Genomic DNA, 25,370 nt, shown 5'->3' with positions numbered 1-25,370 from the left:
TAAAAGGAGGTATTCATGATATGAAAAAAATAATGGAAATTAGAAATCTAGTAAAAAGTTTCGGAAGAAAGGATTATGAATCCCAGGTTCTGAAGGGAATCAATCTGGACATTCAGGAGCAGGACTTTGTTGCCATCATGGGGCCGAGCGGCGCAGGAAAATCGACTCTTCTGAATATGCTCTCTACGCTGGACAAACCGACCAGGGGGCAGATATTTCTGGATGGGGAGGATGTTACAAAAGCGGATAATAAACGGCTGTCCATTATACGCAGGGATAAGATCGGTTTCATTTTCCAGGAATATAATCTGCTGGACAATATGACGCTGGAAGATAATATCGCTCTGCCGTTGTCCCTGAATGGAGTAAAGAGCCGAGAGGTGCAGAAAAGGGTGATGAATATGGCAAAGCTCTTCCAGCTGGAGGAGCATCTGTCAAAATACCCTTACCAGCTCTCAGGAGGGCAGAAACAGAGAGGGGCAAGTGCCCGGGCCCTGATCACGGAGCCAAAGATTATCTTTGCCGATGAGCCGACCGGAGCGTTGGACTCCAGATCCAGCCGGGATCTGCTGCAGAGCCTGAAAGCAGCCAATGACTCCGGGCGGGCAACGATCCTGATGGTGACACATGACGCCTATACGGCAAGCTACGCAAAGCAGGTCTATATGCTTTCTGACGGACAGGTACAGTGCCGGTTGAACAGCATGGGGGACAGAAAAGTCTTTTATGAAGAGATTATGGAACTGCTTGCTTCCATGGGAGGTGAACGGTAGATGAGTTTGTGCAGACTTGCATTTTCCAACTTTAAGAGAAGTGTAAGGGAATATGCGGCACTGATTATGTCCCTTGCATTTTCTGTTTTTATATTTTTTAACTTTCAAAATGTTATCTATTCGGACTCTATGGATGTACTGAACAGTATGAACAAAGACTACATTGACTTGGTCGTACATGCGGCATCCGTAGTATTTGGGGTGTTTTTGTTCTTTTTCATCTGGTATGCCACAAATGTATTTCTCAACCAGAGGAAAAAAGAGATCGGAATCTATACGTTTATGGGGCTGGATAATGTGCGCATTGGTAAAATGTACGCGCTTGAGGCATTTTTTATCGGTATATTTTCCCTGCTGGCCGGTCTGCTGGCCGGGACTGCATTTTCAAAATTATTTCAGATGCTGTTGATGAAGCTGTCGGAGATCAGCGTGGATGTCCGTTTTTCATTCACTATAAAACCGGTTCTTATCACTTCAGCCGTATTCTTTATCATATTTAGCATGATGATACTGAAAGGATATGTATCGATATCGAGGAGCAGCGTACTGAGTATGCTTTCCGGTGCAAAGCAAGAAGAAATGAAGCCGGAAAAAGGATGGATGGCCGCCCTGAAATCCGCAGCGGGAGTGGTGGTATTGGGCGCAGGTTATATGTGTGCAATAAAAACCGGGAATCTGGATACTCTGTCGTATGCACTGCTTGCTGTAATACTGGTAATTGCAGGAATATATCTGTTGTTTGGCGGTGCAATTCCATACTTGATCAGAAAGCTGACCAAAAACAAGAAATTTCTGTATCAAAAGCAGCGCAGCCTTTGGGTGAATAATCTGTCCTTCAGAATCCGGAGAAATTACCGCACTTATGCCATGGTTACGATTCTGATGATCTGTTCCGTAACGGTGCTGGGTACAGCGATCGCCCTAAAGCAGCGCTATGATAAGATGGTGCATTTTCAAGAGACCTTCACATATCAGGTCGTAAGCTCACATGAGATGGATATGGAGGAGATTGAAGAGGGAATATCGAAGGAGAATAAAGTGGAATATAAGGCGGAGGCATCCTATCTGCTTCTTGACCCGAGTATGTTCCATACGAAATATGTGAATTCTACCTATGCAATCATCCCTTTCTCTCAAATGAAAACTATTGCGGAAGAGGCGGGCATGCCTTTTGATTACACGGAATTGAATCAGGACGAGACAATTAAACTTTCGCACATCATTCTCATGAGCTTTGCTGGGCAGGAGCAAGAGGACGTCCAGATCGGAGACAATTCTTATCGTATTATTAAGGAAGACGATACCCCATATTTGGGCGCCATGCAGGAGCAGATGAGCATTTATGTACTCAACGATGAGGTTTATAAAGAACTGGAGCCTAAGGGAATCCTGCTGCACATGTATAACTTCAAAATTGAGGATCCGTCCAATGCAGACGCATCCAGGACTTATTTGAGGAGCCTTTCCAAAACGGATGAAAACGGGCAGATGCAGGTGGGAGTTAACTTTTCGGGAGCCGATAGTGATAAAGAAACATGGATACGGGTTTTGTATTCCCTATGTATCTTTATGTTTGTGACGCTGATCCTGGCAGGAGGCAGTATTATCTTCATCAAGCTGAACAATGATGCCTATGAGGACCGTGACAGGTACCGGATCCTGCGAAAACTAGGAATCGCCGGTGACACGCTGTATAAGTCCATGAAAAATGAGATACGTTTTACTTACTATTGTCCGTTTGTTCTCATGGCAGTATCCTCCTGGTTTGCAATCCGTGCACTGGGAAATGTAATGAAAGAAGATTTGTTCCGTGTGAATATTTACAGCGCGGTTTCTATACTGGTTATATTTACACTGGTTTATTTGGTATCGGTGCGGGTTTTTAGGGGGAAGGTTTTGGATACGTAGGAGTTGGGGAATGGTGTCCGCGAAAGGAAGGGATAGCCGCAAGCCGCCCAAGTGCACATATGCCGCCTCGAAATGCGGACGCCAACCTAAGAAATTCTAGGAAGCCGGCAGCCGGGAAAGTGGGGTATGGCTGACACATCACGAGAAATCTTGATGATTTCTCGCGCTGGGTCAGCCGATTTTGTGATTCGGTGATCACAAAATCACCCCACTTTCCCGGCTGCCGGCTTCCTAGAATTTCTTAGGTTGGCTTTAGCGTTTCGAGGCGGCATATGTGCACTTGGGCGGCTTGCGGCTATCCCTTTCTTTCGCTGGGTGCATCCAATCGGTTGGATAGGGTGGCAGCTTGGGAGGATACTTTTAGGGGGCAGCGTATTGATTCGGTGGGAGTACGGCTTAGACTCGGTACGTGGGAAGAGAGAGTTGTACCGGGGTTATGGCTTGGCTGCGGATCCTTCAGTATGGAATGGGTCTCGATATGCTTTTTTGGTTACCTTATTTTACAGCTATGCCATGCCTGTACGAGAGATGTTGTATGATGCCTTAAGTTATGCAGATCAGATCAATGAATTGCGGAAAAATCATAAGGAAAAGAAAGATATGAAAGTATCGGCAGAATTTCTTTCCGGTCTGAAGAGGACAGATTTTTTGTCGCCGGTTCTGAATATTGTTTTTTACTATGGTGAAGAAGAATGGGATGGGAGTACGGATCTGCATGGATTATTGGGATTAGACCGAAAAGAGTATAAGCTGCTGACGAAGTACATACCGAATTACAGGATCAACCTGATAGACCCGAAAAAGCTGGAAAACCTGGAGTGTTTTCAAACAGATTTACAGATGATATTTGGCATGTTAAAATGTAGAAAAAACAAAGAAGAATTGAAACGCTATGTGCAGAATAACAGGGCATATTTTGTGCAGGTTGATCAGGATTCATATAATGCCGTTTGTGCAATGCTGGGATCGACACAACATTTGAAAACGGTAAAGACGGAAGAAGGAGGGAACGTTAATATGTGTAAAGCGTTGGAAGATTTATACCAGGATGGCGTAGAAGAGGGACTCGAGAAGGGGATCGAGAAAGGAATCAAAGTATTGGTACAGGATTATATAGAAGAAGGATACAGCAAAGAAATAATCCTGGATAAGTTAATCAGGGGCTTCTCATTAAACCGGGAAGAGTCCAGCAGGTATTATGAGCGTTTTGCTAAGCCCGCAAGGTAGCGGGGTGTCTGAGGAGTACATGAAATAGAGAAAGTAAAGGAGATTTTGTATGAGTATCTTAAATGTTGAACACCTCTCCCATGGATTTGGAGACCGTGCTATTTTTCAGGATGTTTCTTTCCGGCTGCTTCGGGGGGAGCATATTGGCCTGATAGGTGCTAACGGGGAAGGAAAGTCTACATTTTTAAATATTGTAATTGGAAAACTCCGACCGGATGAAGGAAAAGTTGAGTGGGCTAAGGATATCCGTGTTGGTTATCTGGATCAGCATACGGTTCTGGAAAAGGGGATGACGATGCGAGATGTCCTGAAGTCTGCGTTTTCTTATCTTTTTGAGCTGGAGGATAAGATGAACCGCATCTGCGAAAGTCTCGGAGAGGCCGATGCGGATGAGATGGAGAGTCTGATGGAAGAACTGGGGACGATTCAGGATACGCTGACGCTGCACGATTTTTATGTCATTGATGCCAAAGTTGAGGAAGTGGCACGCGCACTGGGGCTGCTTGACTTGGGACTTGACCGGGATGTGGCGGATCTCAGCGGAGGACAGAGGACAAGGATCCTGCTGGGTAAATTACTGCTTGAGAAACCAGATATCCTGCTGCTCGACGAGCCGACGAATTATCTGGATGAGGAACATATTAACTGGCTGAAACGGTATTTGACGGAATATGAGAATGCATTTATATTGATCTCACATGATATTCCTTTTCTAGATGAGGTTGTCAATATTATTTATCATATGGAGAATCAGAGTCTGGACCGCTATGTGGGTAATTACGAAGATTTCCAGAGGGTTTATGAGGTGAAAAAGTCCCAGCTTGAGGCGGCATACAAGAGGCAGCAGCAGGAGATCAGCCAGCTGAAAGATTTTGTTGCCCGCAATAAAGCCCGGGTTTCCACAAGAAATATGGCTATGTCCCGCCAGAAAAAGCTGGATAAAATGGAGGTCATTGAGCTGGCGGCAGAACGTCCGAAACCGGAATTTCATTTCAAACAAGGGCGCACGCCGGGAAAATATATATTTGAGACAAGAGATTTTGTAATCGGGTACGATGAGCCACTGTCAAAACCACTCGATATTTTCATGGAAAGAGGACAGAAGATTGCTCTGACCGGTGCCAATGGGATTGGAAAGACCACTCTCATCCGCAGCATCATGGGACTTGTAAAGCCTCTGAGGGGCGGCTGCGAACTGGGCGAGAATCTTTCCATCGGATATTTTGAACAGGAGGGAGACGGAAACAACAAGACAACATGTATCGAAGAAATCTGGAGTGAATTTCCTTCATTTACCCAGTATGAGGTTCGATCTGCGCTGGCAAAATGCGGATTGACTACGAAGCATATAGAGAGTCAGGTCCGGGTGTTGAGTGGTGGAGAGCAGGCGAAGGTGCGTTTGTGCAAACTAATCAACCGGGAGACAAATGTGCTGTTGCTGGATGAGCCTACCAACCATCTGGATGTGGAAGCAAAAGAGGCCCTGAAAGAGGCGCTGAAAGAATATAGGGGAACGATACTGCTGATCTGTCATGAACCCGAATTTTACCGGGATATTGTCCAGGAAGTTTGGGACTGCACCCGATGGGCGCATCCGGGCGGGAGGGACAAAACTTTGGAGGAGTCGACGAGGGAAGCTTGCCTTAGGGGTATCCTGGGACTTTTGCTTTGCAGGTAGATTTGCGTCAATCTGTGGAAAAAAGTATACCCAAAGGGCACCCCGTAATACATGGGCTGTGGAATATTGTTTAATTAATTATGTGAGTATATTTCAAAAAAACGAAAAAGCAGTTATAATAGAAAAAGATAGCAATTACAGATGGAGGAGATGTTGATGGATGCTCATGAAATGTTGGAAAAAGTGAAGAGTGGGGAAGTGTCTGTGGAGGAAGCCGAGCAGTATTTTCGCCGTGAGCCATTTGAGGAACTGGGGTATGCTAAACTGGATACGCACAGGAAGCTGCGGTCAGGATTTCCAGAGGTAATATTCTGCAGCGGTAAGGATACGGAACATCTGCTTCATATTTATCAGAAATTATATGAGGAAGAGGGGGAGGTGTTTGGCACCAGAGCTACAGAAGAACAGTTTGAGTTGCTGCGAAAAACACTGCCTGAACTTGAGTATGACCCGATCTCCCGGATTATGAAGATAGAGAAGAAGGAAAAAGATCATGTTGGCAGGATTGCAGTCTGTACAGCAGGAACGGCAGATATTCCTGTGGCTGAGGAGGCAGCACAGACCGCAGAGTATTTTGGAAGCAGGGTGGAACGTATCTATGATGTGGGGGTCAGCGGCATTCACCGGCTGATGTCCCGTCTGGATGTGATTCAGCGTGCAAATTGTGTGGTTGCCGTGGCGGGAATGGAGGGGGCCCTGGCCAGTGTCATGGGAGGACTTGTGGACAAACCGGTGATAGCGGTTCCCACGTCCGTAGGTTATGGAGCTAATTTTCATGGATTGTCGGCTCTGCTTACTATGATTAATTCCTGTGCAAATGGAATTGCGGTTGTCAACATTGATAATGGATATGGGGCGGGATATATCGCTACACAGATTAACAGATTGGGGGAGAGAATATGAGCAGGGAATTGTATTTAGAATGTGCCTCAGGAATAAGCGGGGACATGTTTACGGCAGCGCTGCTTGATCTGGGCGCTGATCAGGACGTACTGAGAAAGGCGCTTGACAGTCTGCGGCTGCCCGGATACAGGGTGGAAATCAGCCGGGTTACGAAAAGTGGTCTGGCTGCATGCGACTTTTCGGTTCATCTGGATGCGGAACATGAGAACCATGATCATGATATGGAGTATCTGCATGGGGCGGATGCAGGGAATCATGTGCATGGAGCCGAGCATAGTTATGTACATCATCACTCTCATCAGCATACGCACGAACATAGGGGGCTGGCAGATATCATGGCGGTTATAAAACAGGCTGATCTCAGTGATTACGCCAGAAACACGGCCGTCCGTATTTTTGAGATTCTGGCAGAGGCTGAGGCAAAAGCTCATGGAGTTTCTATTGACCAGGTGCATTTCCATGAAGTTGGCGCCGTGGATTCGATTGTGGATATTGTTGCAGCGGCAGTATGCCTGGATAATCTGGATATAAAAGAGGTGATTGTTCCGATCCTGAATGAAGGAACCGGATTTGTCCGCTGTCAGCATGGTATGATACCTGTTCCGGTTCCGGCTGTTGCGGCCATTGCTGAGAAATATGCCCTGACGCTTCGTATACATAATATGGAGGGTGAATTTGTGACACCGACCGGTGCGGCTATAGCAGCAGCGGTCAGAACGAAAGACCGGCTTCCGGAGAAGTTTACGATTCTGAAAACCGGCCTGGGAGCTGGGAAAAGGACATATGAAAGGCCAAGCCTGCTCCGGGCGATGCTGATTCAGGCGGAGCAGGATCAAACGGATTGTATATGTAAACTTGAAAGTAATATAGATGACTGTACAGGAGAGGCTTTATCTTACGTAATGCAGAGACTCCTGGAGGCAGGCGCAAAAGATGTATATTTTACTCCAATTTATATGAAAAAGAACCGTCCTGCATATCAGATTAATGTAATCTGCGCAGAGGAAGATATCACAAAGTTGGAAGAGGTTATGTTCATGGAAACAACGACCATTGGAATCCGGAGGATGAAAATGGAGCGCTCAATCCTAAAACGTGAGCAAAAAGAGGTGGTGACTTCTCTGGGGCGGGCAGCCGTAAAAATTTGTGCGCTTCCATCAGGAAAAAGGATATACCCGGAACATGACAGTGTGGCCGAGCTGAGCAGGAAAAGCGGACTTTCATGGCAGGAAGTTTACCGGTTGATTGTGAGGGAGTGCGATGGAGATGTATGAGGATGCACAGAACGTGTTGTTAGATAAAAGAAAAAAAGCTCTGTTTACGGCAATGGAAAAATATTGCAGGGAGGATACTGCCGTTGCATTTTCCGGCGGAGCGGACAGCAGCCTGCTTCTGAAGCTTGCATGCGAGTGTGCCACAAAGCAGGGAAATGAGGTTTATGCAGTAACGGTACAAACAGAACTTCACACACAAAATGATTTAATAATAGCTGAAAAAGTAGCAAAAGAAACTGGAGCATTTCATATAGTCCTTTATGTTAATGAACTCGAGGAAGCGGGAATAGAGAATAACCCCGAAAACAGATGCTATCTCTGTAAAAAGCTCCTCTTCACCAAAATACGTGAAGAAGTTTCCCGGCTGGGGGTGGGCAGCATACTGGAGGGGACGAATGCAGATGATCTTGGCATGTACCGGCCGGGTATCCGGGCAATCCGTGAATTAGGTATAAAAAGTCCGCTGGCAGAGGCAGGGCTGACAAAAGAAGAGGTACGCAGACTGGCAGCTGCCTACGGAATCTCTGTGGCAGAGCGTCCGGCATCTCCATGCATGGCGACACGTTTTCCCTATGGAACCAGACTGGACAGGGAGAAAATGAAAGCAGCGGAACTGGGGGAAGCGTACATCCGGTCTCTGGGATTTTACAATGTACGTCTGCGGGTTCACGAAGATGTTGCCCGCATTGAGGTGGATGAGGCGTCCCTGGGACAAGCGCTGCAGCACCATAAAGAGATTATGGAGTACATGAGGAAACTTGGATATCGGTATGTTGCGCTGGATCTGGAAGGATTCCGTTCCGGCAGCATGGACGAGAAGCATATTGGTAAAAAGACAGAGGACGGTGACAATGACATAAGTAAGTAAAAAGTACGATATCCCGGCAGATACATTAGAACAGGGGTACTAAACTTATGCTCATTATTTATAAAATTTGTTCGGATCTCGTAATTCCTTTCCTTATACGGCAGTGTTAAAGTGAAGACACAATGGGAGAGGAGGTAATAGCAATGATATTCAAAAATATGGAATTTCATAATGTGGAGGAAATTATAGAGTGTAGGAAGGGGTATGCCATGCAGCGTATTCCTTCTTTTGTATCGGAAAAATTAAATGAAGGAGCGCGAAACGGCTCCTGCCGCTTTACCACAGGGGTGGAAATCAGATTCAGGATGCAAAGTGATACTGTAAAAATAATGCTGTCCGCGGAGAAAGATATTGAGGCCCAGACTGCTTTTATTTATTATGGTTCCTTTCAGGGGGGATGGCAGAAGTCATCCGCTGCACTTACAGAGGATGGTACTACAATTGAAATTAAAAAGGCTGAAAATATAGAGCTGCTGAAAATGCTTACAGAGAAAAAAAGGCTGCCCTTCCATCCCGAAATCGTAAGGATCATACTGCCATACGGCACCTGCTATTTTAAAGAAATAATCGGAGATATACAGCCGCCGCAGAAAGCGGAACTGCCGCAAAGGACATATCTTGCCTATGGTTCTTCTATCACCCATGGAAGCCTGGCATTGTCTGCGCCCTGCTCCTATCCCTTTCAGATCGCCCGCAGGCTGGGTGCAGATTATCTGAATCTGGGATTTGCGGGAACTGCATTTTTGGAACAGGAGATGGCAGAGTACATTGTCAGCAGAAAAGACTGGGACTTTGCCTCTGTGGAACTGGGAATTAACATGACAGACGGCAGGTTTTCCACACGTTTTTTTGAGGATAGAGTGAAAAAATTTATCGAAATATTGGCTTCAGATTCAAGAAAAATATACTGCACAAATATCTTTGGAAACAATTATGTTGACAAGGAGCTTATAGAAGTTTACAGAGAAATAGTGAGAGAATACGCTTCTAAGAGGCTGATCTTTACGGACGGATTGGAATTATTAAACAGAGAGGAATTTATATCAGAGGACCTGGTACATCCTTCAGTGGAAGGATGTATGGAAATTGCAGAGAACTGGTCCCGCATTATGGCGGAAAGCTCTCTGCAGTAAGGCGCAGGGAAGACGGCTAAGATTAAGTTATTCTGAACGGTATCGGTATTCAGTCGGTGTTACGCCAACTTCTTTTTTAAATGTAGTACAGAAGCTGTGTTCGCTGTGAAAGCCGCAGCTGAATCCTATATTTTTTACCGTATCCCGGCTGCTTTTTAAGTAAAATTTTGCAAGGTTAATGCGTGATATCAGGATATATCTGTAAGGGGTATATCCTGTTTCTTCTTTAAACTTCCTTGTGAAATAGAATGGGCTCAGAGAAACACGGGCAGCAAGTGCATTCAGCGAGATGTCTTCGTCCAGGTGGCGGTGAATGTATTTCAATGAAATATCCATAAAATCAGATGCAGTTTTCTGCTTTTCCCGGCGCTCCTTTGAAAGTCCAAGAAGGGTGAGTATCTGGGAGATATCCTGGGAAATCAGCAGCTCATTGATGTTGTTCTTTTTTAAAAGCGTTTCATATAAACGGTTCCAAATGGCTTCTAATTGGGCCGGACTATCCAGAAGTGTATAGAAGAATGGCATATCGTCTCTTAGATAGTCAAAAAAGGCGCGGCTGTTTCCGCCGTCAAAATGAATCCACTCCAGTTCCCACACTTCGGATGTCTGGTATAGATGGGGGCAGTAACAGTCCAGAAGGCATATCTTGCCGGGATGCAGCTCTCTGGTAATTCCGCCGGCATTTATGGTACCCTTCCCCCTCTTTGTGTACAGAAGCAGAAAACTGTCATAACTGGTTCTGTCAACTTTATACCCGGCGCTGCAGTAAAAATGCCCGATACATAAGGGATAATATAAAAAATCAGGAATACAGTTCATGGGCGTGTGAAAATAGATTGTGGAATTAGGGGAAACCCCTTCATTAAATGAATGGCTCATATGCTCTGCCTTTCTGTATTATGCTAGTGCACGATTAGGCTAAATCTCAATGTGGCATTAGAGGATTTGTTTTGCTAATTATAGGATCTGATTAAAAACTTGTCAAGATTATGCAGAGCAATTTTTTGATATAAATGGGCAAAGAAATCTAATGCCAGACGCGCAGGAACAGGGTAAGATAAAACGGTAAAGAAAACCGTGAAAACATTCCGCAGTACGGGATACCGGCAGGCGGGAGAAAAAAGGAGAGGTCGTATGCAAAGATATATGATTGATGGGAAAGATCGCATGATTTTGAGAGAATTGGCTAAAAAGCAGTATGAATACTCTCAGACTGAAAAAAATAAAAATAGAATCCGGGAGTGGACGGATCACAACTCACTGCAGGGGAAACGCCCCATGATTCATCTGGAGTTGTGGACGTTTGCGCAGGAAATCATCCCCCAGCGCCTGCAGTGCAAGGGCGAATTTGCCAGGGATGTAGAGACAAAGCTGTACTGCAATTTTTTGAACCAGGAATTGTTTGACGACGATCGTGTAACCCCGGATTATTATCCGCTGCCATACGATACCCATTTTACCTTATTCAATATTCCAATAAAAAAACACAACAGTGTGGGTTCTGTCGGGCACGAGTTCATATCGGTTGTGGAAGATCTGGAAGATGACTACGTGAAACTGCAGGCAACAGATTACGGGGTGGATATGGAGTCCACCATGCTGAAAAAGCAGGCGCTGGAGGAAGCCTTTGGAGATATCCTCCCTGTCAGGGTGCAGATGGACTGCCTTTACAGCGTGCCAACACAGATGATCGTTCATTTTATGAAGATGGAAAATATGATGTTCAATATCTATGACTATCCGGAACTTTTCAAAGAAATGATGAACCGTATTGCAGACGATACGCTTGCTTATTACCGGATGCTGGAAGAAAAGCATCTGATTTTGCCAACAACCGGAGGAGAGAGTCTGGGACAGGGCAGCTGGTGCTACAACCGTGAACTGCCGGGTGAAGAAGAAGCAAAAATACGTCCACTTACAACGCGGGACGTCTGGGGATTCATGGATTCCCAGGAGACTGTAGGGCTGTCACCGGAGATGTTTGAAGAGTTTATCTTCCCATGTTATAAGAAAATATCCGAACAATACGGCCTTCTGTCCTATGGATGCTGTGAACCGGTGGATCCGATCTGGGAAAACTGCATCTCAAAACTAGAGAATCTTAGAAAAGTGTCTATTTCTCCATGGTGTAACGAAGAATATATGGGAGAGCGGCTTAAAGGCAGCAAAACTATTTTCCACAGGAAGCCGTCCCCGAACTACCTTGGAGTGGGAACTGTGCTGGACGAGGAAGCAGTAAGAGAAAGTATACGGAAAACGATGAAGGCATCCGAAGGATGTAAACTGGAAATCACACAGAGAGACGTATATACAATAAATAACGACCCCAAAAAAGCAAAACGTTATGTGGATATTATTAAAGCGGAGGCGGGGATTTAAGGGGGGAGGACGCCTGTCCGGGCCGTGTCTCCTGCCACAGCGGGAAACTTCCATGCCCCTTTTTCGCTGCGGTCCGTTTGCCTACTGCCACTAGATAAAAACCACACCGGATTGGGAGGCACCGGCGGCATTCACCGTGCAATTCTGATGAATTGCGCGGTGAATGCCGCCGGTGCCTCCCAATCCGGTGTGGTTTTTATCAAGCGGCAGTACGGCGCACTCTATGCAGCGAAAAAGGGGCATGGAAGTTTCCCGCTGTGGCAGGAGACACGGCCCGGACAGGCTGGGCGCATCCAAAGGGGAGGGGCGCTTTTAGGAAGTCTGTGGGGGCGGCGGATGGGATATGGAGTATAGGATACAGCTACGTACAGCCAGTTTAAATCCGCTGCTCCCGTATTAGGTATCCCTCCGGGAAGCGGATCTTGACAACCGACTTGATGCCCCCCTCTCCGGAGCTTCCCCGCCTCACCTTTTACTTCGCGCCCCCATCCATTCACTCCCAAAGTCCGTTCACTATTTCCGTATTTTGTACTTTATGCGCGGATTTTTTACTTTACGGCAAGGCGGTAAGGCGTTATGCTAAAGCGTGTTTGAAAATTCATTGCCGCAACAGGTTTAGGGGAAAAGGAGGCGTTTTTATGGATTGGAAGGAAGAAAAAGAAATCAGGCGCAGGCTTCGCCGCCTGATGGAGGAGGAGATAGAGAAAGAGCATTTTGCGGGGGCTCTGATTGGCTATTATGAGAAGGGGAAGGAAGTCTTCTTTGATACTTATGGTATGGCTGACAGGGATACGGCCCGGCTCATAAAGCGGGATACGATTTTCCGGCTGTATTCCATGAGCAAGCCGGTGGCTGCTGTGGCTGCCATGATTCTGGCAGAGAGAGGGCTGCTGGACCTGGATGCTCCGGTCTGCAGGTATTTGCCGGAATATGAACGGATGTATGTTCTGGGGGATGAGACTCCGTATACCATTACGGTGAGACAGCTTCTGAATATGACTGCGGGGATTGTATATCCGGACGAGGATGCGGCCGGACAGGAGATGGCGGGGCTATTTGAGGATATTCATGCGCATATCAGAGATGGTGTGGGGTATAGTACGAGAGAGGTTGTGCAAAAGATCGCAGAAAAGCCTTTGGCTAATGTGCCGGGAAGTGTATGGCGGTACGGGCTTTGTGCGGATGTACTGGGGGCTGTCATGGAAGTTGTGTCGGGGATGACATTGGGAGAGTTCTATAAAAAAGAGCTTTTTGAGCCTCTGGGTATGGTGGATACGGGATTCTATGTGCCACGGGAAAAGTGGGGCAGGCTTGCCCAGCTGTACCGGCAGGAAGAGACGGAGAATGGCGTGAAGCTGGCGGTGGAAGAGGATCGGACGCTGGGACTTACAAAATGCCTGGAGCCGCCGGCTTTTGAATCTGCAGGGGCGGGGCTGTTATCCACGGTGGATGACAGTGCGCGGTTTTGTATGATGCTGGCGAATCAGGGGATTTTGGACGGGGTGCGGATCCTGAAAGCGGAAACTGTGGAACAGTTTATGCAGAATCAACTGGGGGAAACGCAGACAGAATCCATTTATTTTGAACATATGAAGGGATACGGATACGGAAACCTAATGCGGGTGCTGATGGATGAAAATGCTTCTCCCATTGGCGGGAAACAGGGGGAATTCGGCTGGGACGGCTGGGCAGGAGCGTATATGGCCGTGGATGCAAAGAAGCAGACAGTATTCTTGTTTATGGTGCAGGTCAGCGCATATTCCAACTGGCCTTTAAACAGAGCGATCCGGGAGATTCTATGCAGCTGAGAAAATCCGACGGATACAAAGGGAGCGTCCTTACTGCAAAGGGGTCAGACCCCTTTGCAGTAAAAAATATCACATGTTCGGATTTCTAACAAAATGAAAGAATTTTGCAATGAACAAATAATTTCGGACATGTTAATCTTTATTTAACAAAAGAAATCCCATATTAAATGAGGGCAAGGAGGAGAATTTATGAAATTGAAAAGAGTAACTGCGATGGCTATGACAGCTGTTCTGGCACTTGGAATGCTGGCAGGGTGCGGAAAGAGTGATTCCGAAGATACTGCAAAGAGTGACTCCGGCAGCAAAGACACAAAGCAGGAAGCAGAAGGTGATGTAACTACGATTACATATTGGGGATGGGACACGAACTGGTATGAGCCGATGTTCGAAAAGTTTATGGAAGAGAACCCGGATATTAAGATTGAGGCTACCAATGTTGCATACAGCGATTATTTTACAAAGATCCAGCAGGCAATTGCTTCAGGATCAGAGCTTCCGACCATGGTTCAGCAGAGCTGTACATTGATTGCAAACTACAAAGAACTGGGTGTGTTCGAGGATCTGACCTCAGACCCATACAATGTGGATCCGAATATCTTCTTTGACTTTATCAAAGACAGAGCAATGACAGAAGACGGACAGCTGATCGGTATTGAGCAGTCTGTATCTCCATCAGCAATTGCATACAAGAGAGATCTTGCGAAAGAATATTTTGGAACAGATGATCCGGAAGAACTGGCAGCACTGTTCCAGTCAACAGACGACTACATTACAAAAGGCAAAGAAGTCAATGAAAAATCAGGCGGAGATGCTTACCTGTTCCATTCCAGCGGCGCTGTTGCTGAGTGGCTGTACTTTGCAGACAGCACAGAACTTCAGACAGGGGATACCGTAAACTTTACAGAGAAGATGACTCCGGTTATGGACACACTTGTTAAGATGAGAGACAACAAGGTTGTGGATACATTTGAAAATGGTACTCCACAGGCAAATGCTACATATGCAGATGACAAGCACCTGTTCTATCCTTGTCCGAACTGGGCAATCTCTTACTATATCAAGGCTAATGACCCTGACGGCGAAGGCAACTGGGGCCTGATGATGCCAGCTACAGGCGGTTACAGCTGCGGCGGATGTTCCGTAGGTATTACAAACACAAGTACAGATGCACAGAAAGATGCGGCATGGAGATTCTTAAAATGGGCATTCCTGGAGCAGGGCGGTGTTGATACTGCAAAAGAAGCAACAGATTACTATGTACCAACAAAAGAATTCTATGAAGATGCTTCCTATGCGTCCGGAGCAGATCCGTTCTTTGCAGGACAGGATGTAGGCGGATTCTTATATGGAGAAATCGCACAGAGCATCGTCATCCCGACTCCTTCAATCTACGACCAGACAGTCATCGATATCCGTGACCTGCTGGCAAATGCGGTAATGTCGGATTCAAGTCTTGATACCAAGGCACTGATTGATAAGGGCCTTGAGGAATGTGCAAACCGTATTACAGACAGTGACGTTAAGGTAAAATAAGCAAAATGGAAGTGAAACGGAAGAGTGCTTTCCCGAAACGGACACCCTTCCGTTTTTTAAGCCCGCCGGCAGGAAACATGCCGGCAAAATGTAAGGAGAAATATCTATGAACAGTAAAGGCAATAAAAAATATACAATCTTATGGCCGTTATTTTTTGTGGCGCCATTCATCATCTTCTTTCTGGCATTTAACTTGTTCCCTATTCTGTACTCTGTATTTTTAAGTTTCCATGACTGGAGTGGAATCGGAGATAAAGTGTTTATCGGATTGGACAACTATGTGCGCATCTTTACCCAGGACAAGACGGTCTGGAAATCACTGGGGAATACGCTGTATATCATGGTGCTGGGATTTCCGCTGTCCATCTTCCTGGGACTGGTGCTGGCAGCATTCTTGAGTAACCTGAAAAAATTCCGTAATGTATTTCAGACAATTAATTTTCTGCCTTACATCACCACACCGGTTGCAATCGGCCTGATCTTCACGTTCCTTTTTGACTGGAATACAGGAATTATAAACAAAATTCTCTCATTTTTCGGTGGGGAGGGGATCAACTGGCTGGGCAATGCCAAATTCGCACCGCTGGTTATCGGATTTATGATTATCTGGAAAACGACCGGATATTATATGGCACTCTATCTGGCGGGAATTACTTCTATCTCGGAGGATATATACGAAGCAGCAAAGGTAGACGGCGCAGGTCCGGTAAAAACATTTTTTAAGATTACGCTGCCGCTTTTAAAACCAATCACAATATTTATTGTGATCACGAGCCTAATTTATGCACTTCAACTGTTTGACGAACCAAACCTGATGTTCAACGTCTCCACAACGAGTGTCATCGGAGGACCGGACAGATCATGCCTGACAATGGTGTGGAACTTCTATGACGTGGCATTTGGATCCACAGCAAGACTGGGATACGGCTCTGCTGTTGCGACAACACTCTTTATTATTATTGTAATCACATCACTGGTCGGCATGAAGCTGATGAATAAAAAGGAGGGAAAATAAATGAAAAAGTTAACAAGTTCATTATCTTATGTCATTTTGGCCATCATATCATTTATTTCCCTGTTTCCTTTTTACATGATGATCACAATGTCGACGTACAAAACGGAACAGATATTCCAGAGCATGCCGTTTCTGCCATCTGATTATTTCGGGAAGAATATTGCAACCGTGTTTCAGTCCAACTTCCTGCAGTCCTATGGAAACAGCCTGTTTATCTCCGTAGTTTCCATGGCAGTCTGTGTTCTGGTAAGCGCTATGGTTGGGTATGCCATGCTTGTCTATGATTTTAAGTTTAAAAAAGCGCTGATGAATTTTATTATGCTGACCATGATGGTGCCGACACAGATCGGTATCATCGGATATATGATCGAGATGCGGACCCTGCACCTGACGGGGACATTATGGCCCATGATTCTGCTGTGGTTTGCCAATGGATTTGGTGCGTTCTGGATGATACAGTTTATCAATGGTTCCATGCCGATGGAAATCGTTGAAAGCGCCAGAATTGACGGGGCAGGAGAACTGAAGATCTTTTTTGGAATGGTGTTCCCCTGTATCAGACCGGGCGTACTAACACTGTGCCTTTTAATTTTCCTCTGGTCCTGGAACAGCTACCTGGTACCGCTTGTATTTGTTAACAACGAAAGCCTTAACACGATACCGATCTTTATCAAGAGCCTGGCCAATGCCTACCGTACAGATTATGGCGCGCAGCTTTCCGGCCTGCTCCTTGCAACAATTCCGCTGCTTATCATGTTCATCTGCGGTTCCAAGAGCTTTATTAAAGGCCTCACCGCGGGTGCCGTTAAAGGCTAGAGAAGACAAAGAGAGTTTTTCTCGGTTTGCAGCAGGCTGTAGAATAAGGTACAATAGAGGAATTACAGGGAATGAGGTAATTCTTATGGATAATTATGTGAAGCTTTACATCGTCGATGACGAAAAGATGGCGATTGAGTATTTTAAGAGATTAATAGAAGGGCTTTCTCCTGCCTGCAAAGTGGTGGGAGAGGCTCTCCATGGTCCGACTGCGCTGGAGGAAATCCCAAAGGTACAGCCGGATATTGTATTTGTAGATATCAGCATGCCGGTTATGAATGGGCTGGTTCTGGCAGAGCGGATTCTGCAGCAGAATAAAAACCAAATCATCGTGCTGCTTACTTCCTATCGGGAATTTGATTATGTGAAGAGAGGAATGGAGCTTGGGGTGAGTAATTATCTGCTGAAAAATGAACTCACCCCCGAAAGTCTAGGCAAAGAGATCCGCAGTATTATGGAACAGGTCAGGCTGGAAAGAAAGCAGCTCCATACCTATCAGGAATATAATCTGAAGCAGTTTCTGGAAAGCGAAAGCAGCCGGACAGAAGGCATGGAAAATATTTATAAAGGCAGCACGCTGAACAGATTTGCCCTGACTGCGGTGAAGCGGATCCATCCTGTTTGTATGCAGACGGTGTATGAGGAGCATGTAAACTTTGAAAGCATGCAGCTGGAAGAACTGGAATACCCGGAGGGCATCACCTGCCGGGGAGCGGTCAGGCTGTCGGAGGAAATGTGGGCCGCTGTTTTCTTCATTCATGAAGTCGTGTCCGACAGTACGGTGCTGCTGGAACAGTCGGCAGAGAAAATGCTGCAGTTATATAAGGAGGCAGGCATCCCGGCATCTGCCATTATTTCAGATGTCTTTCGGAATTTTACAGATCTTCCGCAGGCTTACAGGCGTATTTCCAGGCTCTCCCAGCATATGCTCTGTATGGGAAGAGACAGGACCTATCATCAGAGCGATGTGGAAAACGTACTTCGTGCGGACCGGCAGACGGAAGTTTATATGTCTGACCTCGTTGGAATTTTGGATGGTGAGAAGGAAACAGAGGCAAAGGCCTTGATTGACCGCTTATTTGAGGAGGCTGCGGCTTACACTATACAGGAATTCACCAGAATGCTGCAGGAACTGCACGGTGTGATAAAGAGATATGCCATGCGAAAAAAGGTGGATTTCAATGCCATTCCGGTGCAAAATGAATTTTATTCCGCCGGAGAGGCCAGGGAATATATGCAGAAAATAGTATCCGATATATTTCACCACCTGCGTGAGCAGGATGAAAAACAGTACTCCAGAAAAGTATTGTTAATTCTGGAATACATACAGCAGCATTATGCAGAAAACATTTCCCTGCAGGATATTGCTGAGGCGGTTCAGCTCTCAGAGGGTCATACAAGAAAATGTTTTAAGCAGGAGATCGGAACAACGGTTGTGGATTATCTGACCGAATACCGCATCAACCGTGCCAAAGAGCTGATTAAAAACGGCGAGCGGATTACCAGTGTTTATGAGAAGGCCGGATTCACGTCCAGCCAGTACTTCAGCTATGTATTCAAGAAATATGAGGGAATCAGCCCCAGTGAATATGCGCGCCGGCTGCGATGATCAGGGAGGGGGGACAGCCATATGAGACTGCGGTATACATTAAAATTTAAACTGATCGTGTCCGTGCTGCTGATTATGTCAGTTACCTACGGGATCAGCAGCTTTGTAATATACCACAATGTGTTTGGGACAATGGAAGAACAGATTATTATGGACGAGCAGCAGAAATTGGAGCAGACCAGCCATCAGCTGGAGTATGTGCAGGAGTCTGTGGAAGGTGTGGCAAAACAGATCGTCATTTTATCCGAACTCCAGAACCTTATCAAGGAGAGCCGTACAAAGGACAGCTTTGCGGCTTTGGTCAGCCATGACAAAGTAAGGCGGCTTATTTCGTCCTATACAAATATGCAGCCATATTTGAGCAGTGTTATTGTCATCACTCCGGACGGCAAAACATTTTCCACTAACCAGTATGAGAGTGTGTTTCAGCAGGAAGAGGAAGCCTGGTATCAGGAATTTAAAGCGCATGATGTGCAGTCGGGTTTTACGACGCTGCACTCCTATCTTTCTTCGCAAGCCGGGTGGCAGAGCGATGTGATTAGTTATGTAATGACATTTAAGGACATCCAGAACGGACGGGATGTCATGGGGGATCTGATCATCCATGTGGATTTTAAAGAGTTGATTGCGAAGGCGGAACTGGATGACAATCTGCTGAAGGGGTATGCCCTTTATGACAGATGGGGAAATAAAATCTTAGGCAGTGGGAAGCTGACACTGCCCTATGATGCAATCGCTGAAAATGAAAACAGTAAGTACCGGCTGGAAAACGGCAATGTGATACTCTGCAACCGAAGTTTCTCGGACGGCTGGATCATGGTTTCCGAGGTGTACAGCGATCAGATCGGAAATAAGCTATCCACAATGCAGAAGCTTTTTTTGATGACATTTGCGGCTGCCATTACCCTGCTGGTTGTTCTGATCTACTACTTTATCAACCGGATTACCAGGCCTGTGGGACAGCTGCATGCGGCTGCCGAGAAAGTGCGTACCGGTGATTTTGCCGTAGAAGTGGATATACATACTAATGATGAGCTTGAGATCCTGGGGGACTCTTTTAACAGTATGGTGCAGGATCTGCAGAATCTGCTGGAAGAATCTGTAGAGCATGAGAAAAATATACGGGAAATGGAGATTAACAGGCTTATGCTGCAGATTAATCCCCATTTTATCTACAATACACTGAACTCCATCGTGTATATGGCACAGATGAAAGGAGACACCGATATCGTAAAATTTGCGAATGCGTTCATATCTCTGCTTCAGGATACGCTGCGGGTGGAAAAGGACAGCATATACATCAGCATGAGGCAGGAAGTGAAGAACATCAGGAACTACCTGACGATTCAGGAATACCGGTATCCGGACCGTTTTCAGACAGATTATCAGGTTGATGAGGATGTGCTGGACTGTGAGGTGCCAAATGTCCTGATACAGCCAATTGTAGAAAATGCGATTTTTCACGGGCTGGCGGGTAAAATTGAGCCGGGAAGGCTCTGCATCGAGGCGCGCAGAGAAGAGGAATGCCTGGTCATCCGCGTAGTTGATGACGGGATTGGGATGAGCCGTGATAAGGTGGAGGAGCTTCTGGCTTCGGATGAAGAAATCAAAGGAAAGATGCGGACGATCGGCGTGGCTAATGTCAGCAGACGAATTGCAGAAATATATGGGGACGGATACGGTCTTCAGATTGTCAGTGAGGAAGGAGTGGGTACCAGGGTAACGGTGACAATACCGTACCGCAGATACCAAAAAACCGATGAAGACAGACTTGAGCGAGCAGAAAATGAGCAGCCCGTCGAAGTTGGAAAAGATTAGTTTTGGGCTGGGCGATTTTTCGGGAAATGGTATTTTTACATTTGTATCAACATATCTAATGTTTTTTTATACAGACGCAGCAAAGCTGGATCTGGGAGCCATCGGTGTGATCCTGCTGGCTGGAAGGACGGTAGATGCAGTATTCAGCCCTGTTATGGGATTTATCGTAGACCGTACGGATACCTGTTATGGAAAGTGCAGGCCCTTTATTGCAGCAGGGATACTTCCGGTATGTCTGCTGATGTGTGCATTATTTTATTCACCGGCTTCTTTTTCAGAACAGGGTAAAGTTTTCTATGCGGCAATGATTTATGTCCTGTTCAGCCTGTTGTATGCATTTATCAATGTTCCTTATTCAACGATGCTGACCGTGCTGAGCGGCAGACAGGAAGATCGGATCGTATTTAATCTTTTTAAAAATGTTGGGGCGAACTGCGGCGGTATCTTTGTAACCGCCTGTACACTGTGGCTTGTAAACGAACTGGGGAGCAGCAAAAGACAGGGCTTTATGCTGGCGGCAGTCCTGTTTGGTATTATTTTCCTGTGCAGTTCCCTCGTGTGCGCTGCGAATGTAGTGGAGCGGGTGAAGCCCGGAAAGGGACAGGAAAAGGGCGGAATCCTCCGATCCCTGAAGGCTGCAAAGGATAACAGGCACTGGCTGGTACTCTGCGGCGTACAGTTCTTGAGCCTTACCTATATGATGATAAGGAATCAGGGAACCCTGTATTATACTAAATATTATCTAGGGCAGGAAACGTTAAGCTCCCTTTTTCTATCGATTATGCCCTTGGCCTCGGTTGCCGTTGCCTTTGTACTGCCGTCCATCGCAAGAAGGCGGGGAATGCGGTTTTGCGTGAGAAGCGGAAATATATTATGGTGTGTGTCCATGGCGGGAACCTGGGCAGCAGGTAAAAATGTAGTGGCAGTAATCTTATTTCATATAACAGCCAGCATTGGCTGGGCCATGGCCACAGGGATGGTTTTTGTTATGCTTTCGCAGGTAATAGACTACTCTCAGTGGAAGACGGGAGTGAGGCCTCAGGGCTTTCTTACCTCTATGATAGCTCTGGTACAGAAGCTGGGGATCGCCTGTTCCGGCTACATATGTGCTTTTGTTTTAAAACTGGGCGGCTATCAGGCAGGAAATGCCGGGGGCGCAGAGACGCTGTTTGCAATTCGCGTGAATTTTGCCGGACTTCCCTTTCTGCTGTCGGCAGCAGTCATCATTTTGATTTCGTTTTATACATTGGATGAACAATATCCGGAGATAGAAAGTGATTTAAACAGGCAGCATGAATTATGATACAATAAAAAACAGATATATGACCGGCTGGATGCAGACCCGCCTGCGGGTATGAGAAAAGGAATGCCTTTCGGCAGATGCATCTAAAGTTGTGGACAGCCGTATGTAAATAAGAATCAGGAGGTATATGATGGGAGCAGACTACAAAGCATCTGAAAATCGATACGGGGAAATGCATTATCTGCACAGTGGGAAAAGCGGGCTTCAGCTTCCGGCCGTGTCGCTTGGATTATGGCATAATTTTGGAAGCAATTGTGATTTTGAGAATATGAGGGCTTTATGCCGGACAGCGTTTGACCATGGCATAACACATTTTGACCTTGCTAACAATTATGGTCCGGTACCGGGCAGTGCGGAAGAAAATTTTGGCCGGATACTGGCAAAAGACCTTGGGGTATACAGAGATGAATTGGTGATTAGTACAAAGGCCGGTTATGATATGTGGGAAGGACCTTACGGGAATTTTGGAAGCAAAAAACACCTGCTGGCGAGCCTGGACCAGAGCCTGAAGCGTATGGATCTGGAATATGTGGATATCTTCTACCATCACCGCATGGATCCGGATACCCCTGTGGAAGAAAGCATGATGGCGCTTGCGCAGGCGGTACACAGTGGAAAAGCATTGTACGCAGGAATCTCTAATTACGACAGGAAACATACGATTCAGGCAATGGAAATTATGAAGGATCTGAAGTGTCCGCTGATTATTAACCAGCGCAGATATTCCATCTTTGACCGGACAATCGAGGAAGATGGCGTAAAAGAAGCTGCCTCCGCAGCGGGTTTGGGAATCATCTGTTTTAGCCCGTTGGCACAGGGGCTTTTGACCGATAAGTATCTGCATGGTATTCCCAGGGATAGCCGGATCGCCAGGGATCCACGTTTTTTAAAGAAAGACAGCCTGACAGAGACAAGACTTGAGCAGATAAAGGGATTAAATGCGCTTGCTGTTGAAAGGGGACAGACTCTGGCTCAGATGGCATTGTCTTGGATACTAAAGGATAATGATATTACAAGCGTATTGATTGGAGCTTCCAGGCCGGAGCAGATTACGGAGAATATAGAGATCATACATAACAGAACATTTTCAGACGAGGAATTGAGAGCTATAGATGCGCTTAGTAAATGAGGCGATGTGGATGGAGGGATGCCGGGGCGGAGCCGGATATGTGGCGTACCCGGGCTGTTCATGAATGGGCGGAGCCGGGTACGCCACATATCCGGCTCCGCCCCGGCTGGCGCATCAGGCCGGTATGGCGGTTCACTTGGGAAGGAAGCTGCGGTGTGCGGCGTATGTGTTTAGCGGATTGTAAGGTATTTAGGTTAGAAGGTTTTTAATCGTTGAATTTTGCTTCCAGGTCGGGCATGTGGTTTATTTTGGAACGGAGGATAAGGTTATAGGGAAATCGGGCTTTGTAGATTATATTTTTGGATTCTCCACAGCGGCTGCATTTCATGGGGTAGGAATAGACGTATAGGTCTTTTCTTTGTAAATTCATACCAAATGTTTCATTCATACATTTCCTGCAGTATTTTAGCTTATGCAATGGGTATTTAATTTTGCTCATCTTATGTATTCTCCCTTTGATCTGTTTTTCCCCGCAGCCATTAATTCTTAGGAGGGATTAAAGGCTGCGGAGATATCTATATGAATTATCGGCGGCATCATTTTTATATACCTGAGTTTGTTTGGCTATTCCCTGAAATCGGCTGGCTGGGCCGATTTGGATAGGAAATGAGTGTTTTAAGGCACATGAAACTAACACTGCTTTCGGAATTGAACGAAATAGATCATTCAGGGAAGCAGCATTTGTCTTCAAAAATTGTAAATTTTATCTCATCCTCTCTTTTCTTTGACTTCTCAATGAACTACTAACAACTTAATATTAGTTATGTTGTTGAGGCAAAGAAGTTAAAAAAGACATCCTAAAACATTAAACAACATAATATTAGTTATGTTGTTAAATCAAGGAAGTCTGTAAATCAGCCATACATAGCAACAATTATTTATATCTAATAATTTAACAGTTTTAAAAAGTCATGTCAAGTTTTAGTTTCTAATATGGGCCCCCTTTATTCAATATAAACGATAACAAGGCATAGAGCTACAACATAACTAATATTATGTTGTTAAAAACACCAGGGTGTCTTTTTTATTGCTCTGTTACAAGTCCAAGCCGTTGAATCAGTTTTCTGTAATTTTCCGCTGTGTTTGCAGTATATATCCTTGTTACATCCAGATTGCTGTGGCCCAGGAGATCCGCGAGACCGGCTATATCATTTGTAAGTTTATAATAGGCGCGGGCAAAGAGATGCCTTAGATTGTGTGGGAATATTTTTTGTTCCGGGACTTTTGAAATTACGCCGAGTGCCTTCATTTCCCGCCATAGATTACTTCTGTCTTTGGGCTTTCCATTTCTTGTGACAAATATACATCCCTGAGTTATCCCATTTTTAACGGCATAGTAAAGTAACTTTTTTTTCAAGGCATCTGAAATCAGTATGGTTCTGTGCTTTCCTTTATTCGAAATGGTGATAGCCCCCTTTTTTATGCTTTCCACAGTAAAAAACACCAATTCACTAACCCTTGCACCTGTTGCCGCGAGCGCCTCTATGCTCATGGCCAGCTGGGAATTATGTCTGCTTTTTGCTGCTTCAATTAGATTCTTATAATCTTGTTTTGTCATTTCTTTTGCCTCAGGTATAAATAACTGCTTTTGTACTTTCAGTCTTTTTACTTTCCATCTTCCCAATCCCCAGAATTCCAAAAACTGGTTCAATGCTACCAGCATCGAGTTGATACTCGCAGCTTTGTATTTGGGATAAAGCCATTCCTTATATGAAACAATACATTTTTTATCAATCTCATAATTTCCTTCCAGATATTTATAAAAGGTCCGGATATCTGTTATATACTTTGATATCGTCGCCTTTGCATTCTCGCGTTCATACAGATATGCCTGAAAATCCTCCAGAGCTTCTTCGGGGTTAAACGTAAATTTTTCACTTATATTGTCCATCTAGATACCTCCATAAAATGTGATAGTAATAAATATATCTTATTTTGCTGCCATGCTGCAAACCCGTCCAAAGGGCATAATGCTTCATGCGCCTTAAACATACTTTGTATTTTATCCTGCAAAGCGATTTTCATGCGCAGTAACAGTTCATACAGGCATGAACTGCCGCCGTGTGGGAACGTATAGATAATGTATGGATTCGGCTTGACTTATTTTGAGGATGCATGCAAAATAAAAGTATTATTACATAGAAAGGGATCGGCAGGCAGCGGAATGTATTGAGGATCCGGGGAAAATCACAATAC

General features: G+C 45.6%; 19 protein-coding genes and 1 pseudogene. 18 read left to right on the top strand and 2 right to left on the bottom strand.

The genetic code is table 11. The annotated features are described in order from the left end of the window. Nucleotides 1-20 precede the first annotated feature (20 nt). The 8 genes and pseudogenes from MWG26_RS16165 (at nt 21) to MWG26_RS16130 (ending at nt 9,764) form a co-directional block, all read left to right on the top strand. Nucleotides 21-773, top strand: coding sequence for an ABC transporter ATP-binding protein (locus tag MWG26_RS16165; RefSeq protein WP_025656670.1), 753 nt, complete (start codon nt 21-23; stop codon nt 771-773). Further along, nucleotides 774-2,681, top strand: coding sequence for an FtsX-like permease family protein (locus MWG26_RS16160; RefSeq protein ID WP_117440679.1), 1,908 nt, complete (start codon nt 774-776; stop codon nt 2,679-2,681). It begins immediately after the preceding gene. A gap of 486 nt (nt 2,682-3,167) precedes the next feature. Further along, nucleotides 3,168-3,908: an Rpn family recombination-promoting nuclease/putative transposase gene (locus tag MWG26_RS16155; protein ID WP_244062755.1), complete on the top strand. Its 741-nt coding sequence runs from the start codon at nt 3,168-3,170 to the stop codon at nt 3,906-3,908. Between the two features lie 49 nt (nt 3,909-3,957). Next, nucleotides 3,958-5,496 (top strand): annotated as a pseudogene (locus tag MWG26_RS16150) (ABC-F family ATP-binding cassette domain-containing protein); the annotation flags it as partial. Nucleotides 5,497-5,742: 246 nt separating this feature from the next. Continuing rightward, on the top strand, nt 5,743-6,489 hold the full coding sequence (gene larB / locus MWG26_RS16145) for a nickel pincer cofactor biosynthesis protein LarB (RefSeq protein WP_025656673.1): 747 nt from the start codon (nt 5,743-5,745) through the stop codon (nt 6,487-6,489). Continuing rightward, nucleotides 6,486-7,763, top strand: coding sequence for a nickel pincer cofactor biosynthesis protein LarC (gene larC / locus MWG26_RS16140; protein ID WP_025656674.1), 1,278 nt, complete (start codon nt 6,486-6,488; stop codon nt 7,761-7,763). Before larB ends, larC begins: the two co-directional genes overlap by 4 nt. Continuing rightward, on the top strand, nt 7,750-8,631 hold the full coding sequence (gene larE / locus MWG26_RS16135; RefSeq protein ID WP_330587999.1) for an ATP-dependent sacrificial sulfur transferase LarE: 882 nt from the start codon (nt 7,750-7,752) through the stop codon (nt 8,629-8,631). Before larC ends, larE begins: the two co-directional genes overlap by 14 nt. A 143-nt stretch (nt 8,632-8,774) precedes the next feature. Next, the gene (locus MWG26_RS16130) at nt 8,775-9,764 is read left to right on the top strand and encodes a GDSL-type esterase/lipase family protein (protein WP_240285806.1); all 990 of its coding nucleotides are present in this window, start codon (nt 8,775-8,777) and stop codon (nt 9,762-9,764) included. Nucleotides 9,765-9,791: 27 nt separating this feature from the next. On the opposite strand, the gene MWG26_RS16125 is transcribed toward MWG26_RS16130, so the two are convergent. After that, nucleotides 9,792-10,643, bottom strand: a complete 852-nt coding sequence (locus tag MWG26_RS16125; protein WP_025656675.1) for an AraC family transcriptional regulator — start codon at nt 10,641-10,643, stop codon at nt 9,792-9,794. A 255-nt stretch (nt 10,644-10,898) separates the two neighbouring features. Here MWG26_RS16125 and MWG26_RS16120 point away from each other — a divergent pair, with 255 nt between their 5' ends. The 10 genes from MWG26_RS16120 to mgrA all read left to right on the top strand — a co-directional run bounded on the left by MWG26_RS16120 (nt 10,899) and on the right by mgrA (nt 23,174). Continuing rightward, nucleotides 10,899-12,143 carry a uroporphyrinogen decarboxylase/cobalamine-independent methonine synthase family protein gene (locus tag MWG26_RS16120; RefSeq protein WP_025656676.1) on the top strand — a complete coding sequence of 415 codons (1,245 nt, stop codon included), beginning with the start codon at nt 10,899-10,901 and terminating at the stop codon, nt 12,141-12,143. 147 nt (nt 12,144-12,290) lie between these two features. Beyond that, entirely contained in the window at nt 12,291-12,497 is a 207-nt protein-coding gene (locus tag MWG26_RS16115) for a hypothetical protein (protein WP_244062754.1), read from the top strand. A gap of 284 nt (nt 12,498-12,781) precedes the next feature. Further along, entirely contained in the window at nt 12,782-13,951 is a 1,170-nt protein-coding gene (locus tag MWG26_RS16110; RefSeq protein WP_173005715.1) for a serine hydrolase domain-containing protein, read from the top strand. Between the two features lie 189 nt (nt 13,952-14,140). Continuing rightward, entirely contained in the window at nt 14,141-15,484 is a 1,344-nt protein-coding gene (locus tag MWG26_RS16105; protein ID WP_025656678.1) for an ABC transporter substrate-binding protein, read from the top strand. Nucleotides 15,485-15,590: 106 nt separating this feature from the next. Next, nucleotides 15,591-16,499: a carbohydrate ABC transporter permease gene (locus MWG26_RS16100; RefSeq protein WP_025656679.1), complete on the top strand. Its 909-nt coding sequence runs from the start codon at nt 15,591-15,593 to the stop codon at nt 16,497-16,499. Continuing rightward, nucleotides 16,500-17,315, top strand: coding sequence for a carbohydrate ABC transporter permease (locus MWG26_RS16095; RefSeq protein ID WP_025656680.1), 816 nt, complete (start codon nt 16,500-16,502; stop codon nt 17,313-17,315). It begins immediately after the preceding gene. Between the two features lie 85 nt (nt 17,316-17,400). Beyond that, nucleotides 17,401-18,924: a response regulator transcription factor gene (locus MWG26_RS16090; RefSeq protein ID WP_025656681.1), complete on the top strand. Its 1,524-nt coding sequence runs from the start codon at nt 17,401-17,403 to the stop codon at nt 18,922-18,924. A gap of 21 nt (nt 18,925-18,945) precedes the next feature. Further along, the gene (locus MWG26_RS16085; RefSeq protein WP_025656682.1) at nt 18,946-20,742 is read left to right on the top strand and encodes a sensor histidine kinase; all 1,797 of its coding nucleotides are present in this window, start codon (nt 18,946-18,948) and stop codon (nt 20,740-20,742) included. Beyond that, nucleotides 20,729-22,045, top strand: coding sequence for an MFS transporter (locus MWG26_RS16080; RefSeq protein ID WP_181969560.1), 1,317 nt, complete (start codon nt 20,729-20,731; stop codon nt 22,043-22,045). The genes MWG26_RS16085 and MWG26_RS16080 overlap by 14 nt, the downstream gene beginning before the upstream one ends. A gap of 130 nt (nt 22,046-22,175) precedes the next feature. Next, on the top strand, nt 22,176-23,174 hold the full coding sequence (gene mgrA, locus MWG26_RS16075) for an L-glyceraldehyde 3-phosphate reductase (protein ID WP_025656685.1): 999 nt from the start codon (nt 22,176-22,178) through the stop codon (nt 23,172-23,174). A 1,024-nt stretch (nt 23,175-24,198) separates the two neighbouring features. Here mgrA and MWG26_RS16070 read toward each other — a convergent pair. Next, nucleotides 24,199-25,065, bottom strand: a complete 867-nt coding sequence (locus tag MWG26_RS16070) for a tyrosine-type recombinase/integrase (protein WP_044927153.1) — start codon at nt 25,063-25,065, stop codon at nt 24,199-24,201. Nucleotides 25,066-25,370 lie beyond the last annotated feature (305 nt).

The sequence above is a fragment of the Faecalicatena contorta genome (assembly GCF_022835095.1).
GTDB classification, from domain to species: Bacteria; Bacillota; Clostridia; order Lachnospirales; family Lachnospiraceae; genus Faecalicatena; species Faecalicatena contorta.
Note: the sequence above shows the minus strand (reverse complement) of the source record. Positions and strands in the feature narration are given on the sequence as shown.